The organism is Microbacterium sp. Z6_144, from assembly GCF_057197625.1.
In genome coordinates, this window is the sequence record NZ_JBXVPT010000001.1 from 523,093 (window position 1) to 535,531 (window position 12,439).

13 protein-coding genes are annotated in these 12,439 nt (G+C 69.0%); 10 read left to right on the forward strand and 3 right to left on the reverse strand.

Annotated features, from left to right (window positions below; translation table 11 throughout):
- Window positions 1-141 precede the first annotated feature (141 nt).
- Window positions 142-1,686 (forward strand): Re/Si-specific NAD(P)(+) transhydrogenase subunit alpha, encoded by a 1,545-nt coding sequence (locus AC2DGY_RS02520; protein WP_484508126.1) that lies wholly within the window; start codon window positions 142-144, stop codon window positions 1,684-1,686.
- Complete coding sequence (gene pntB / locus AC2DGY_RS02525) at window positions 1,683-3,086, forward strand: Re/Si-specific NAD(P)(+) transhydrogenase subunit beta (protein WP_484508127.1); 1,404 nt, start codon at window positions 1,683-1,685, stop codon at window positions 3,084-3,086. Before AC2DGY_RS02520 ends, pntB begins: the two co-directional genes overlap by 4 nt.
- A gap of 99 nt (window positions 3,087-3,185) precedes the next feature.
- Here the strand turns inward: pntB and AC2DGY_RS02530 are convergent, their stop codons facing one another.
- A complete protein-coding gene (locus AC2DGY_RS02530; RefSeq protein ID WP_484508128.1) occupies window positions 3,186-3,845 on the reverse strand; it encodes an FMN-dependent NADH-azoreductase in 660 nt (219 codons plus the stop codon).
- A gap of 77 nt (window positions 3,846-3,922) precedes the next feature.
- On the opposite strand from AC2DGY_RS02530, the gene AC2DGY_RS02535 reads away from it, so the two are divergent.
- Complete coding sequence (locus tag AC2DGY_RS02535) at window positions 3,923-4,288, forward strand: winged helix-turn-helix transcriptional regulator (RefSeq protein WP_484508129.1); 366 nt, start codon at window positions 3,923-3,925, stop codon at window positions 4,286-4,288.
- Window positions 4,289-4,301: 13 nt separating this feature from the next.
- On the opposite strand, the gene AC2DGY_RS02540 is transcribed toward AC2DGY_RS02535, so the two are convergent.
- Complete coding sequence (locus AC2DGY_RS02540; protein WP_484508130.1) at window positions 4,302-5,324, reverse strand: NADPH:quinone reductase; 1,023 nt, start codon at window positions 5,322-5,324, stop codon at window positions 4,302-4,304.
- A 296-nt stretch (window positions 5,325-5,620) separates the two neighbouring features.
- Between AC2DGY_RS02540 and AC2DGY_RS02545 the strand changes: the two genes are divergently transcribed.
- The 4 genes from AC2DGY_RS02545 to AC2DGY_RS02560 all read left to right on the forward strand — a co-directional run bounded on the left by AC2DGY_RS02545 (window position 5,621) and on the right by AC2DGY_RS02560 (window position 9,326).
- Entirely contained in the window at window positions 5,621-6,418 is a 798-nt protein-coding gene (locus AC2DGY_RS02545; RefSeq protein WP_484508131.1) for an alpha/beta fold hydrolase, read from the forward strand.
- A gap of 22 nt (window positions 6,419-6,440) precedes the next feature.
- Window positions 6,441-7,619: an LLM class flavin-dependent oxidoreductase gene (locus AC2DGY_RS02550; protein WP_484508132.1), complete on the forward strand. Its 1,179-nt coding sequence runs from the start codon at window positions 6,441-6,443 to the stop codon at window positions 7,617-7,619.
- Between the two features lie 98 nt (window positions 7,620-7,717).
- Window positions 7,718-8,299: a flavin reductase family protein gene (locus tag AC2DGY_RS02555; RefSeq protein ID WP_484509965.1), complete on the forward strand. Its 582-nt coding sequence runs from the start codon at window positions 7,718-7,720 to the stop codon at window positions 8,297-8,299.
- Window positions 8,300-8,351: 52 nt separating this feature from the next.
- Window positions 8,352-9,326, forward strand: a complete 975-nt coding sequence (locus AC2DGY_RS02560) for a helix-turn-helix transcriptional regulator (RefSeq protein WP_484508133.1) — start codon at window positions 8,352-8,354, stop codon at window positions 9,324-9,326.
- 1 nt (window position 9,327) lies between these two features.
- Here the strand turns inward: AC2DGY_RS02560 and AC2DGY_RS02565 are convergent, their stop codons facing one another.
- Complete coding sequence (locus tag AC2DGY_RS02565; RefSeq protein ID WP_484508134.1) at window positions 9,328-9,849, reverse strand: Lrp/AsnC family transcriptional regulator; 522 nt, start codon at window positions 9,847-9,849, stop codon at window positions 9,328-9,330.
- 176 nt (window positions 9,850-10,025) lie between these two features.
- Between AC2DGY_RS02565 and AC2DGY_RS02570 the strand changes: the two genes are divergently transcribed.
- From AC2DGY_RS02570 to AC2DGY_RS02580, 3 genes are all read left to right on the forward strand, one after another.
- Window positions 10,026-10,319, forward strand: coding sequence for a hypothetical protein (locus AC2DGY_RS02570; protein ID WP_484508135.1), 294 nt, complete (start codon window positions 10,026-10,028; stop codon window positions 10,317-10,319).
- Window positions 10,316-11,428 carry a thiamine pyrophosphate-dependent enzyme gene (locus AC2DGY_RS02575; RefSeq protein WP_484508136.1) on the forward strand — a complete coding sequence of 371 codons (1,113 nt, stop codon included), beginning with the start codon at window positions 10,316-10,318 and terminating at the stop codon, window positions 11,426-11,428. The genes AC2DGY_RS02570 and AC2DGY_RS02575 overlap by 4 nt, the downstream gene beginning before the upstream one ends.
- An 89-nt stretch (window positions 11,429-11,517) precedes the next feature.
- The gene (locus AC2DGY_RS02580) at window positions 11,518-12,438 is read left to right on the forward strand and encodes an alpha-ketoacid dehydrogenase subunit beta (RefSeq protein WP_484509966.1); all 921 of its coding nucleotides are present in this window, start codon (window positions 11,518-11,520) and stop codon (window positions 12,436-12,438) included.
- Window position 12,439: the final 1 nt, after the last annotated feature.

A 12,439-nucleotide genomic window follows, 5' to 3' on the forward strand; every position in this document is an offset into this window, starting at 1 on the left:
GCACTTTTCGAATCCGTAAGATCGGCGATTCCTTCCCTCCGGCGGCCGGAAACCTGGCGGGCGCGGGCGGCTCGCGTCGATAGTGTTCAGGAGGTCCGGGCGCTGCGCGCCCGCAGAAGACACGAGCGCGAGGGAGCATTCATGGTGCGTATGGGCATCGTCGCCGAGGCCGCGGGGGAGACCCGCGTGGCCGCGACGCCGGCGACCGTCGTGAAGCTGATCGGGCTCGGTTACGAGGTGGTCGTCGAAGCCGGAGCAGGAGCGGCGTCGTCGTTTCCGGACGCGGCGTATACCGACGCGGGTGCGCGCATCGTCGACCGGCCGACGGCGTGGGCCAGCCCGGTCGTCCTGAAGATCAACCCGCCCGCTCCCGACGAGGTCGCCCTGCTCGCCGACGGGGCCACCCTCATCGCCACCCTGTCGCCGTGGCTGCGCGCCGATGTGCGCGAGTCGCTGCAGACCCGCGGCATCACGGCGCTCGCGCTGGACGCCGTGCCGCGGATCTCCCGGGCGCAGTCCATGGATGTGCTCAGTTCGATGTCGAACATCGCCGGCTACCGTGCGGTCATCGAGGCGGCCCACGAGTTCGGGCGGTTCTTCACGGGGCAGGTCACGGCCGCGGGCAAAGTGCCACCGGCGCGCGTGCTCGTGGCCGGCGCCGGTGTGGCGGGGCTGGCGGCGATCGGCGCTGCATCCAGCCTCGGCGCGATCGTGCGCGCCACCGATCCGCGTCCGGAGGTGGCCGACCAGGTGCGCTCGATCGGGGGCGAGTATCTCCCGGTCGTCGTGGACGAGGTGATGGAGTCGGCCGACGGCTACGCGAAGGCCACGAGCGAGGCCTATGACGCCGCAGCCGCTGCCCTGTATACGGCGCAGGCGCGCGAGGTGGACATCGTCATCACCACCGCGCTCATCCCGGGGCGCCCGGCACCGCGCCTGCTCACGGCGGCCGACGTGGCGCTCATGAAACCCGGCAGCGTGATCGTCGACATGGCCGCTGCGCAGGGCGGCAACGTCGAAGGATCCGTCGCCGGGCAGCGCACGGTGACGCCCAACGGCGTCGTCATCCTGGGTTACTCCGACCTGGCCTCGCGCCTCCCGACGCAGGCATCGCAGCTGTTCGGGACGAACCTGGTCAACCTCGTCACCCTCCTGACCCCCGGCAAGGATGGCGCGATCGTCCTGGACTTCGACGACGTCGTGCAGCGGTCGATCACGGTCGTGCGGGACGGCGAGTCGACGTGGCCGCCACCACCGGTCGCCGTCGCTGCTGCGCCGAAACCGGATGCTGCGACACCGGCACCGGGCGCGCCTCCCGCGAAGAAGCGGGTTCTGGGCTCCGCCGGGCGGGGCGGGCTCGTCGTGCTCGGCGCCGCGCTGCTGTTCCTTCTCGCCGCGGTGGCCCCGGCCCCGCTGCCGCAGCACATCACCGTGCTCGTACTGTCCATCGTGGTCGGCTTCTACGTCATCGGGAAGGTGCATCATGCGCTGCACACGCCGCTGATGAGCGTCACGAACGCGATCTCGGGGATCATCGTCGTCGGCGCGATGCTGCAGCTGGCCGTTCCCCACCCCGCGGTGCAGGTCCTCGCCGCCATCGCGGTGCTGCTGGCCTCGATCAACATCTTCGGCGGCTTCGCCGTCACCCGGCGGATGCTCGCCATGTTCTCGAAGGGCGACCGATGACCGCCGCATCCCTCGCGACCGCGGCGTACATCGTCGCGGCGATCCTGTTCATCCTGAGCCTGCGCGGGCTCAGCACCCACGAAAGCGCGCGAGCCGGGGTGACCTTCGGCATCTCCGGCATGGTCCTCGCCCTCGTGGCGACCGTGTGGGTCACGGTGCAGGATGCCTGGGGCGACCCGCAGGCTCTCTTCGGTCTCGTCCTGCTCGTGGTGGCCGTGCTCGTGGGTGGGGCGATCGGACTCTGGCGAGCGCGCCGGGTGGAGATGACCGGCATGCCGGAACTCATCGCCCTGCTGCACTCGTTCGTGGGCCTGGCCGCCGTGCTCGTGGGCTGGAACGGAGCGCTCGAGGCACCGCATCTGGAGGGAGCGCTCCGCGACATCCACCATGCCGAAGTGTTCATCGGCGTCTTCATCGGTGGCGTGACCTTCACCGGATCGATCGTGGCATTCCTCAAGCTGTCGGCGCGGATGTCGTCCAGGCCGCTGCTTCTGCCGGGGAAGAACATCCTGAACGTGGGAGCCCTCGTCGCGTTCGTGGTGCTGACGACGTGGTACGTGATCACGCCGGAGCTGTGGCTGCTCGTCGCCGTCACGGTGCTGGCCCTCGCGGTCGGATGGCACCTCGTGGCCTCCATCGGCGGGGGCGACATGCCGGTGGTGGTGTCGATGCTCAACAGCTACTCCGGCTGGGCCGCTGCAGCCGCCGGGTTCCTGCTGAACAACGACCTTCTCATCGTCACCGGCGCACTCGTCGGTTCCTCGGGTGCGTACCTGTCCTACATGATGTGCAAGGCGATGAACCGCTCCTTCCTCTCGGTGATCGCCGGCGGCTTCGGGATCGAGGCCCCGCGCGCCGGCGCGGAGGAGGAGCACGGCGAGCACCGGGAGACCGACGCGGCATCCGTCGCCGACCTGCTGACCTCTGCCCGCCGCGTCGTGATCACCCCGGGCTACGGGATGGCCGTCGCCCAGGCGCAGTATCCGGTGGCCGATCTCGTGCAGCGGCTGCGGGAGCGGGGCATCGACGTGCGCTTCGGCATCCATCCGGTCGCCGGGCGGCTCCCGGGGCACATGAACGTGCTGCTGGCCGAGGCGAAGGTGCCCTACGACATCGTGCTCGAGATGGACGAGATCAACGACGACCTGGCCGGGACCGACGTGGTGCTCGTCATCGGCGCGAACGACACCGTCAATCCGGCTGCCGCCGAGGACCCCACCTCCCCCATCGCGGGGATGCCGGTGCTACGGGTCTGGGAGGCCGACAACGTCATCGTGTTCAAGCGCTCGATGGCGTCGGGGTACGCCGGGGTGCAGAACCCGCTGTTCTTCCGCGAGAACGCCCAGATGCTCTTCGGCGACGCGAAGGCCAAGGTGGAGGACATTCTGCGGGCCCTCTGACGGCCACGGATTCCCCACGGCCGATGCGGAGGTCCACCCCGGCGAGGGCCGGGGTGGACCCGAAGGTCTGGACGAGACCGGTGGCATGCCGCACGGAATTCAGGCGGCGCGCCGGCTGCCCCGCCTCTCGGCCAACTCCCGGCCCAGGTGGCGGGCGCTGGTCTCCGCTTCGGTCTTGATGGTGGTGGCCACCTCGGTCAAGCCGTCTGCCTCGGTAGCCGGATAAACGGGGCTGAGGGGGCGCTGAACCACGCGGAGATCGAGTCCCCACACGTCCTCGAACACGCGGCGGAGCCACGGGGTGGAGTGATCCCAGCCCTCCCTGGGGTTGCCCGGGCTGTAGTTCCCACCCATCGCCGTGACGAGCACCGCCGGCTTGCCGCGAAGACCGGTGCCCCAGGGGTCGATCGTCGGGACGGTGTAGGCGAGATCGAACCAGGTCTTGAAGTGCTGCGACGGCCCGTAGTTGTAGAGCGGCACCGCGAACAGGAGGGCCTCCGCTTCCAAGAGCTCGTTCGCGAGAAGGTCCGCCAGCGCGAGCGCCTCGCGCTGGGCGTCGGTGCGCTGGTTCTCGGGAAGCTGTGCTCCGATGACGGCATCCGGCCACGCGGTGGGACGGATGGGGTCGGCGGTGAGATCGCGGCGCGTCACCGCCGAGTCGGGATGAGCCGACGTCCATTCCTGCTCGACGAGGTCGGCGAGGGAACGGCTGGCTGAGGCCGAGGGAAGGATGCTGGCATCCAGGCGGAACAACGTCACGAAAACTCCCGGGGGATAGGTGCTGTGCTCTCTTTTTCGGAGCGACTTTGCATAAGCTAGCACGCTAGAATGGACCCATGGCTGCGGAGCTGCAGGAGGCGCGAGACGCGCGCGAGACGCACGACAGGCGCGCCTGCGATGCGCGGGTGACCCTCGCCTTCTCGATCCTCGGAAAGCGGTGGAACGGGATGATCATCGACGCGCTCGGAGGGGGCCCGCTTTCCTTCGTCGTCCTCCGCCGCACGGTCATGGGCATCAGCGACGCGGTGTTGTCCGACCGGCTGTCCGAGCTGGTCGAAGCAGGTCTCCTCTCCCGCACGGTGGAGTCCGGTCCGCCTGTGTCGGTCGGGTACGCCCTCACCCCCGGCGGTGAAGAGCTGGTTCCTGTGCTTGAGCAGCTCGGGAAGTGGGCGGCCAAGAACCTGGCGGCCACCCCCGTGTAAGGGGGAGGCGCCCTCAGAGGTCGGAAACCCGGAGGAGAACCTTCCCGACGGCGCCCCGCTCGACGGCGTCGTGCGCGGCGGCGGTCTCCGACAGGGGGAACCAGGTCAGCGGCAGCCCGGCGTCCTCCCCGACGGGCAGAGCGCCGTCTGCGAGAGCAGCGGTGATGTCGGCCGCTGCGGCCTCCCACGCCGCGGGTCGCACTGTGTAGAGGAGGACGCCCTGAACTCGCAGGTTCTTGGCGAACGAGGGGCGGGTGGGCATGGTGAAGGTCTCCCCGCCGTCGTCGGCGTAGTACGCGATCGAGGCGTGGTTGGCGGCGATGGCCGCGTCGATCTCGGCGTTCGCCGCGATCGATACCTCCACGATGTGGTCGACCCCGTTCGGTGCCACCTCGCCGATCCGGGCGATGACGTCTTCGGTCGTGTAGTGGATGACGTGCTGCGCCCCGGCTGCACGCGCGAGGGCGGCCTTCGCCGGGGAGGAGACGGTGGCGACCACCGTCGCTCCGGCCCAGCGAGCCAGCTGGATCGCGGCGTGCCCGACGGCTCCGGCGCCGCCGGCCACGAGCACCGTCCGGCCGTCCAACGCGCCGGGATGCAGTCGGGATGGGCCGTCCCCATGGACGGTCAGGGCGCGGTGCGCGGTCATGGCGGGGACTCCGAGCGACGCGCCGACGGCCATGTCGATCCCGTCGGGCAGTCGCACGGCGCGCGCGGCCGGGAGCACGGTCAGTTCCTGTGCGGTGCCGGTGGGGCGCTGGTGCTGCGCGAGGTAGATCCACACGCGGTCACCGACCTCGAGATCGGTCACCCCCTCCCCGACCGCGTCGATGACGCCGGAGCCGTCCTGATTGGGGACGATCTCGGCGAAGTCATCACGGCGCGTGGATCCGGTGCGGGCCTTCCAGTCGGTCGGATTGACGCCGGACACGGCGATCCGCACGCGCACCTCGCCGGAGCCGGGGTGAGCCGGTTCGCGGTCGACGAGGGACAGGACCGAGGAATCACCGTGCGATGAGTAGATGATCGCCTTCATATCCAGCACGCTACCTGGTGGCGCGCGAAGCGGGTCCCGCGCTGCGCGCCGTGATCCCGGTGCGGCACCGCGTTCGCGATACCTGCCCGCGTGACGGTAATCGTCCTCGAAGTGTGCAGTCGACGGCTCTGCTCCGCGGTGCTGCCTGTTTAGAGTCATGGTGTCGATGCGCCGGAGACGGCGCAGACGAGCTGGAGCAGTGCACGACGATGTGCGACGGCGACCGCGGATGCGGTGCTTTCGCCTTCCGGCGCCCCGCGGTCGATGACCCGGAGCCCTTCGCGAAGGAGACGTAGATGTCCCAGACAGCGCAGAACCCGACACTTCCCGAGGCGCAGCAGCTCGAGGTGGGCGAGGGCCAGGTGAGCTATCGGCGCTGCGGAAGCGGCACGCCGACCCTCTTCCTCCACTCCGCCGGCGGGTCAGGGGAGTGGGCCGCGTTCCACGCCACTCTGGCCGACGGTCGCGACCTCATCATCCCCGACCACCCGGGCTTCGGCGGAACCGACGACTTCCCGTCACTGACGACCATCGACGACCTCGTGTACCACTACCTCGACCTGCTCGACACGCTGGGACTGGACCGTGTCGACCTCATCGGCGCCTCCTTCGGTGGCTGGATCGCAGCGGAACTGGCGGTCCATTCGCCCGAACGCTTCCGCCGCGTGGCCCTCCTCGCGCCCGCCGGTCTGCGGATTCCCGGTGCGCCCATCGCCGACCTGTTCATCATGACCCCACCGCAACTCATCGCCTCGCTCTACCACGACGAAGCACTCGTGGAGACGATCCTGGCCACGCCGCCATCGGTCGACGACATCCTTCGGGTCTACCGCGACCTCGGGGCGCTGGGACGGTTCGGGTGGAACCCGTATTTGAGCAACCCCCGCCTGGAGCGTCGCCTGCGCCGCATCACGGCGCCGACGCTCGTCGTCGCGGCGGAGGAGGACCGGATCGTTCCGCTCGAGCACTGCCGGCGTTACGCCGAGCGGATCGCGGACGCCGACCTCGTGGTGATCCCCGGTATCGGCCACGCCCTCTACGGCGAGCGCGCAGACCTCGTGTCGACGAGCGTCGTCGATTTCCTCGACCAGTAGGCCACGGACGGAGACCAGAGCCATGAAGTTCAACTTTTTCCACCTCATGCCCTACCCCCACCTGCCCGATGACTTCCACGACGTCGAGAAGTACCCGTCGCCGTCCCTCACGTTCTCGAATGCCAACTTCGACCCGGAGGTCGGTCACGCCCTGTACCACCGGTACCTCGACGAACTCGAGTACGCGGACGAGCTCGGCTTCGATGGCGTGATCGTCAACGAGCATCACCAGTCGGCCTATGGGCTCATGCCCTCGCCGAACATCATGGCCGCGGCCCTGGCCCGCCGCACCAAGAACGCGACCATCATGGTGCTCGGCAACGCCCTCCCCGTGCGCGGCAACCCGCTCCGCGTCGCGGAGGAGATCGCCATGCTCGACCACCTGACGGACGGCCGGCTCGTCTCCGGCTTCGTCCGGGGGATCGGCTGGGAGCACTGGGTGTCGGGCGTGGCTCCCTCCGATTCGCGGTCGCGGTTCAATGAAGCCCACGACCTCATCAAGAAAGCCTGGACGACGACCGGCCCGTTCGAATGGATCGGCGAGCACTACGAGTACCGGTACGTCAACACGTGGCCGCGTCCGCTTCAGCAGCCGCACCCGCCGATCGCGGTTCCCGGCGCCGGAAGCCCCGAGACGATGAAGTGGGTGGCCGAGAACGACTACATGTACGTCTCCGTCTATGCATCCACCGCGACGGTGAAGAAGTGGTTCGACGGCTATCGCAAGGCGGTGACCGATATCGGCAAGACCGTCGACCCGAACAACATCGCGCTGGCGATCCCCATCTTCATCGGGGAGAACGACGACTCGGCCCTCCGGGAGGGGCAGCAGCACCTGGAGTGGCTCTTCCACAAGGGGCTGCGTCAGAGTTCGGAGATGGTGTTCCCGGCCGGGTACATGAGCCCGGGGGCAATGCGCGGAATCCTGAACTCCACCGACAAGCTCTACAACGACCTGACCTACCAGGACATGATCGACGGCGGGTACGTGATCGTCGGCGGGCCCGAGACCGTGAGTCGCCGCATCGAAGAGCTCCACCAGGAACTCGGGTTCGGCCAAGTGCAGGCGATGCTCCCGATCGGGGACATGCCCGCCTGGATGACGCGGCGCAACACCGAGCTGTTCGCCCGCGAAGTGATCCCCCACTTCCGCGGTGAGGCGCAGGAAGAGCCCGCGCGCTCGGCGGTGGGGGCGGCCTGACGCCGGAAGGCGCCCGGACGTAGACGGAGGAAGGAGGGATCGTGTCGCATCCGCGCACCGTGGCCGATGGCGTCCGCGAGCCGTACGCCACCAGCTCGATCTCGCCGCACCGCGCGGCTGACGCCGTCACCCCGGATGAGTTCAAGGCAGCGTTTCGCAACCACCCCGCAGGGGTGGCCGTGATCACCGCAGATGTCGGGGAAGGCCCGGTCGCACTGACGGCGACCAGTGTCATCTCGGTGAGTGTCACCCCGGCGCTGCTGGTGTTCTCGGTCTCCGAGCTCTCGTCCAGCACACCCACGATCTGCCGAGCCGACACGGTCGTCGTCCATCTTCTGGGGGCCGACCAGATCGAGATCGCCAAGCTCGGGGCCACGAGCGGGATCGACCGTTTCGCCGACACCTCGCGCTGGGCCCGACTGGACACGGGAGAGCCGTACTTCCCCTCCGCGCCGGTGTGGATCCGCGGGCGTGTCGTGCAGAAGATGCAGGCGGGCGGATCGACGGTCGTGGCGGTGGAGGCCCTCCAGGCGAAGGTGCCGGAGGGCGGAGGATCACCTCCCGAACGTCCGCTGGTCTACCACAACCGCACCTGGCACAGCCTCGGGGAGCACTCGAGGATCGATGACCAGGCCCCTCGGCGCCATACTGAGAGCGACGTATCCACCACAGGGAAGTGACTGGGATATGCATCACGAGCTGAGCGTTCGTCCGGGCGGGGATCACCGTGCCGTGCGGGAGTTCACCACTCGCGACCCCCTCGAGGCGCGCACGCGCAGCGAGAGCTACCTCAAGTGCTCCCACGAGATGGAGGTGTGGGGGGAGCTGGACGAGTTCCAGGCGAACGTCCGTTACTCCGCCATCGGCGACGTCGCGGTGATGTCTGCTCGATACGGTGCCGGCGTCACGATCGCCTGCGATCCGCCGATCCCCCTGATCACGATCAGCGTCGTGTCGGGTGGGCAATCGGTTGTCACCCGCGAGGGTGCGGCGCCGCTCGTCGCGGACGAACGGCGCGCAGCGGTCATGGACTACCAGCGATCGATGGCGATGGTGTACGAGCAGGGCGTGACGCATCACATGCTCGTGATTCCGCGGACCCGCGTAACCGATCACCTGCAGAAGCTGATCGGACGCCCCATCCGCGACCCCATCGAGTTCTCCGATTCGCTCGAGATCGCAGGTGCCGGCAAACGGCTGGTCGCCACGATGGGTTCGCTGAGCCGCGCGGCGGCACAGCTCGGTGGAGCGCGGCCATCCGCTGCGCTCATCGGGGAGTTCGAGCACTGCCTCCTGTCGGCGCTCCTCATCGACCATCAGCACAACTACCGTGACGAGATCCTTCGGCCCGCACCCGCCGCCTCTGAGCGGGTCGTCGAACTCGTGACCGAGTACATCCACGCCTTTCCCGACGACCCGCACACCGTGGCCGATCTCGCCGCTTACGCCAACGTGTCGGAGAGAGCGTTGTTCTCCGCCTTCCGCCGCGACCTCGGCATGACCCCGATGGAGTACGTGCGCTCGCGCCGCCTGGCGCTGGTGAGAGCGGATCTCCTCAGGGCGCCGGGATCCGGCACCCTCACCGAGGTCGCGCACCGGCATGGCTTCACCAATATGGGGCGATTCGCCGCCTCCTATCGCGCGGCCTACGGGGAGCTTCCCTCCGAGACCGCCCGACTCCGTCGCTCGAAGGCGCTGCCTCGCTGACTCAGGGGCCGGTCGCGATGCCCGTTTCGGTGGGGGCGGGGTTCGCGCGTCCCCATCCCGATTCGCGCGTGAGTTTGCGAAGCAGCGGTGCGAGGCGATAGCGCACGGGGGTGGAGACCGTGAAGGTCGATGTCGTCTTGCGCACCCCCTCGATCGCGACGATCGCCGCCGTCAGCACCTGAAGCTCCTCAAGCGAGCCGATCCCGACGTGGGCGAGCAGATCCTCGCGGCCGGCCTGAATCCGGACCTCGAGGACTTCGGGCAGGGCGTGCAGTCCTCGCACGATCGTCCCCATGCGCCGTTGGTCGATCTCCAACGTCACCAGTGCCTCGACCGGTGCCCCCATCTTGCTGAGGTTGACGATGGGCTGGAAGCCGAGGAGCACGCCCTCTTCCTCGAGCTTGCGGAGCCGGAGCTGCACGGTGGTCCGGCTGACACCGAGTTCGGCGGCGAGTTCCGCGATGCCGATCCGGGCGTTGTCGGCCAATGTGCTGATGATCTCTGCGTCAAGCCGGTCGATCATTGGCATTCCGCCTACCTCCTCCGGGGTAATCGCGAGTCTAGATGTTCGAAATGACCAGTTGTGAGCAGATCACTTGACACCCTGCCCACGTATTTCCAACATAGCTGACAGGGCAGTCGTTTTTGCGAGCGGATGCGCGCGGCCGAGAGGACGCCGACGAACGAGGAGGTTGTCGAATGAGCGCAGGAGCCCGTGGGCCGTCGCCGACCGAGGACGTCCACCGATCCATCGTCACGGTGACCGTTCGCAGCAGTGACTCCGAGGGCCTCCTGCGCCTGGTGTCCGTGTTCCACCGACGCCAGGTGGACATCCTGCAGGCCACCTATTCCTCGGCCGGATCGTACCGATGGATGGCGGCGACGGTGGAGACCACCCAGCATCGGCTGCGCACGCTCGCCCTCACGCTCTCGAACACCGTCGGTGTGACGGGATACGAGGTCACCGCCCCCACCCCCCAGGAGCTCGTATGACCGCCGTCGCCGTCCGCGCCCCTCGACTGATCTCTCCGGCCCGACCGGAGCCGGCCCTCCCGCCCACGCAGTTCGTCACCCCGGAGGGCGACCTCACCGCCGAGGGTGCGGAACAGGGCGTGGACGTGGTGCTGGCACGCCAGCTGTATCGCGACATGGCGCGCGCGCGCCGCTTCGACCGGGAGGCCCTCGCGCTGCAGCGTCAGGGCGAACTGAAGCTCTGGCTCATGTCGTGGGGTCAGGAGGCGGCCCAGGTGGGGTCGGCGCGTGCGCTGCGCGACTCCGACCCCATCTTCCCCAGCTACCGCGAGCACGCGGTCGGGCTCGTGCGCGGGCTCTCTCCGAGCGAGCTCATGGCGCAGTGGCGCGGAGTCACCCATGCAGGGTGGAGCAGTACACAGTCGAACTTCCACATCTACTCGCTGGTCCTCGGCACGCAGACCCTCCACGCGGTGGGGTACGCGACCGGCATCGCGCTCGAGGGTTCGGATGAGGTCGTGGCCGTGTACTTCGGCGACGGCGCCGCCAGCGAGGGCGACGTGAACGAGGCGCTCAACTGGGCGGCCGCCGCTGCCCTTCCGGTCCTCTTCTTCGTGCAGAACAACCAGTGGGCGATCTCCACGCCCACGACCACCCAGATGGCGTCCCCCCTGCACCGACGCGCGGCGGGCTTCGGCATCCCGGGCTTCCACGTCGACGGCAACGACGCCCTCGCGGTGCACGAGGTGACCCGCCAGGCGGCGGACTACGTCCGCGCGGGCAACGGTCCTGTCCTCATCGAGGCGCAGACCTACCGGCTCTCCGGACACAGCAGCTCGGACGACCCCAAGAGGTACCGGCACGACGACGATGTCGAGGCGTGGACCGCGCGCGATCCACTTACCCGGCTCCGGGTGGTGCTCGAACGCAACGGAACCCCCGCCCGGTGGTTCGACCGCCTCGACGAGTCGCTGGAGAAGCTCGCCGAGACCACGCGCGCCGAGTGCCGCGCGCTGACCGCCCCCGATTTCGACGACCTGTTCGACGCCGTCTACGCCGAACCGCACCCGCTCCTGGAACAGGAACGACTCGAGCGAGCCCGCCGGGTCGCGGGAATGGCGGGGATGTGAGCGCCGTGCTCGGATCGACCGACGCCGTGGAGGAGGGCCTGGGCACCCTCACCCTCGCCAAGGCGCTCAACGCCGGGCTCCGCCAGGCGATGGCCGACGATGATCGGGTGGTTCTCCTCGGGGAGGACGTCGGGGTGCTCGGCGGGGTCTTCCGCGTCACCGACGGCCTCAGTGCGCAGTTCGGCGAGCGACGGGTGATGGACACGCCCCTGGCCGAGTCGGGGATCATCGGAACCGCCATCGGGCTGGCCCTGCGCGGGTTCCGTCCGGTGTGCGAGATCCAGTTCGACGGATTCGTCTACCCCGGGTTCGACCAGATCGTCAGTCAGCTCGCCAAGCTTCGCGCCCGTTCCGGCGGGCGCCTGGCCTTGCCCATCGTCATCCGCATCCCGGCCGGCGGCGGCATCGGGGCCGTCGAGCACCACAGCGAATCGAACGAGGCCTACTTCGCTCATACCGCGGGGCTCCGTGTCGTTTCGTGCTCGAACCCCGACGACGCGTACCACATGATCCAGCAGGCGATCCGCTCCGACGATCCCGTCATCTTCTACGAGCCGAAGCGCCGCTACTGGGAGAAGGCCGAGGTGTCGGCGCACCCGACGCGGGCGATGTCGCAGGCAGCGGTGCTGCGCGAAGGCACCGACTGCACGCTCGTGGCGCACGGGCCGTCGGTGGCCACCGCGCTCGCCGCCGCACAGGCCGCCGAGGAGGACGGATTCTCCGTGTCGGTGGTGGATCTCCGTTCGATCTCGCCCCTGGACCTCCCGACGCTGCGGGAGAGCGCGCGCCGGACCGGGCGCATGGTGGTCGTGCACGAGGCATCGACCTTCCTCGGCATCGGTGCGGAGATCGCCGCCGCCGTCACCGAGGCGTGCTTCTACGACCTGGAGGCACCGGTCCTGCGGGTCGGGGCGTACAACATGCCCTACCCCGCCGCGGAGCTCGAAGACCAGTTCCTCCCCGATGTCGACCGGGTCCTCGACGCCGTCGACCGCGCTCTCAACTTCTAGG

What these genes read in the sequence shown, in the direction of transcription:
- AC2DGY_RS02520 (WP_484508126.1), top strand. Translation starts at nt 142, where the DNA reads ATGGTGCGTATGGGCATCGTCGCCGAGGCCGCGGGGGAGACCCGCGTG.
- AC2DGY_RS02540 (WP_484508130.1), bottom strand. Translation starts at nt 5,324, where the DNA reads ATGAAGGCGATCATCTACTCATCGCACGGTGATTCCTCGGTCCTGTCC.
- AC2DGY_RS02580 (WP_484509966.1), top strand. Translation starts at nt 11,518, where the DNA reads ATGGCCGACGATGATCGGGTGGTTCTCCTCGGGGAGGACGTCGGGGTG.
- AC2DGY_RS02550 (WP_484508132.1), top strand. Translation starts at nt 6,441, where the DNA reads ATGAAGTTCAACTTTTTCCACCTCATGCCCTACCCCCACCTGCCCGAT.
- AC2DGY_RS02575 (WP_484508136.1), top strand. Translation starts at nt 10,316, where the DNA reads ATGACCGCCGTCGCCGTCCGCGCCCCTCGACTGATCTCTCCGGCCCGA.
- AC2DGY_RS02570 (WP_484508135.1), top strand. Translation starts at nt 10,026, where the DNA reads ATGAGCGCAGGAGCCCGTGGGCCGTCGCCGACCGAGGACGTCCACCGA.
- pntB (WP_484508127.1), top strand. Translation starts at nt 1,683, where the DNA reads ATGACCGCCGCATCCCTCGCGACCGCGGCGTACATCGTCGCGGCGATC.
- AC2DGY_RS02535 (WP_484508129.1), top strand. Translation starts at nt 3,923, where the DNA reads ATGGCTGCGGAGCTGCAGGAGGCGCGAGACGCGCGCGAGACGCACGAC.
- AC2DGY_RS02565 (WP_484508134.1), bottom strand. Translation starts at nt 9,849, where the DNA reads ATGATCGACCGGCTTGACGCAGAGATCATCAGCACATTGGCCGACAAC.
- AC2DGY_RS02545 (WP_484508131.1), top strand. Translation starts at nt 5,621, where the DNA reads ATGTCCCAGACAGCGCAGAACCCGACACTTCCCGAGGCGCAGCAGCTC.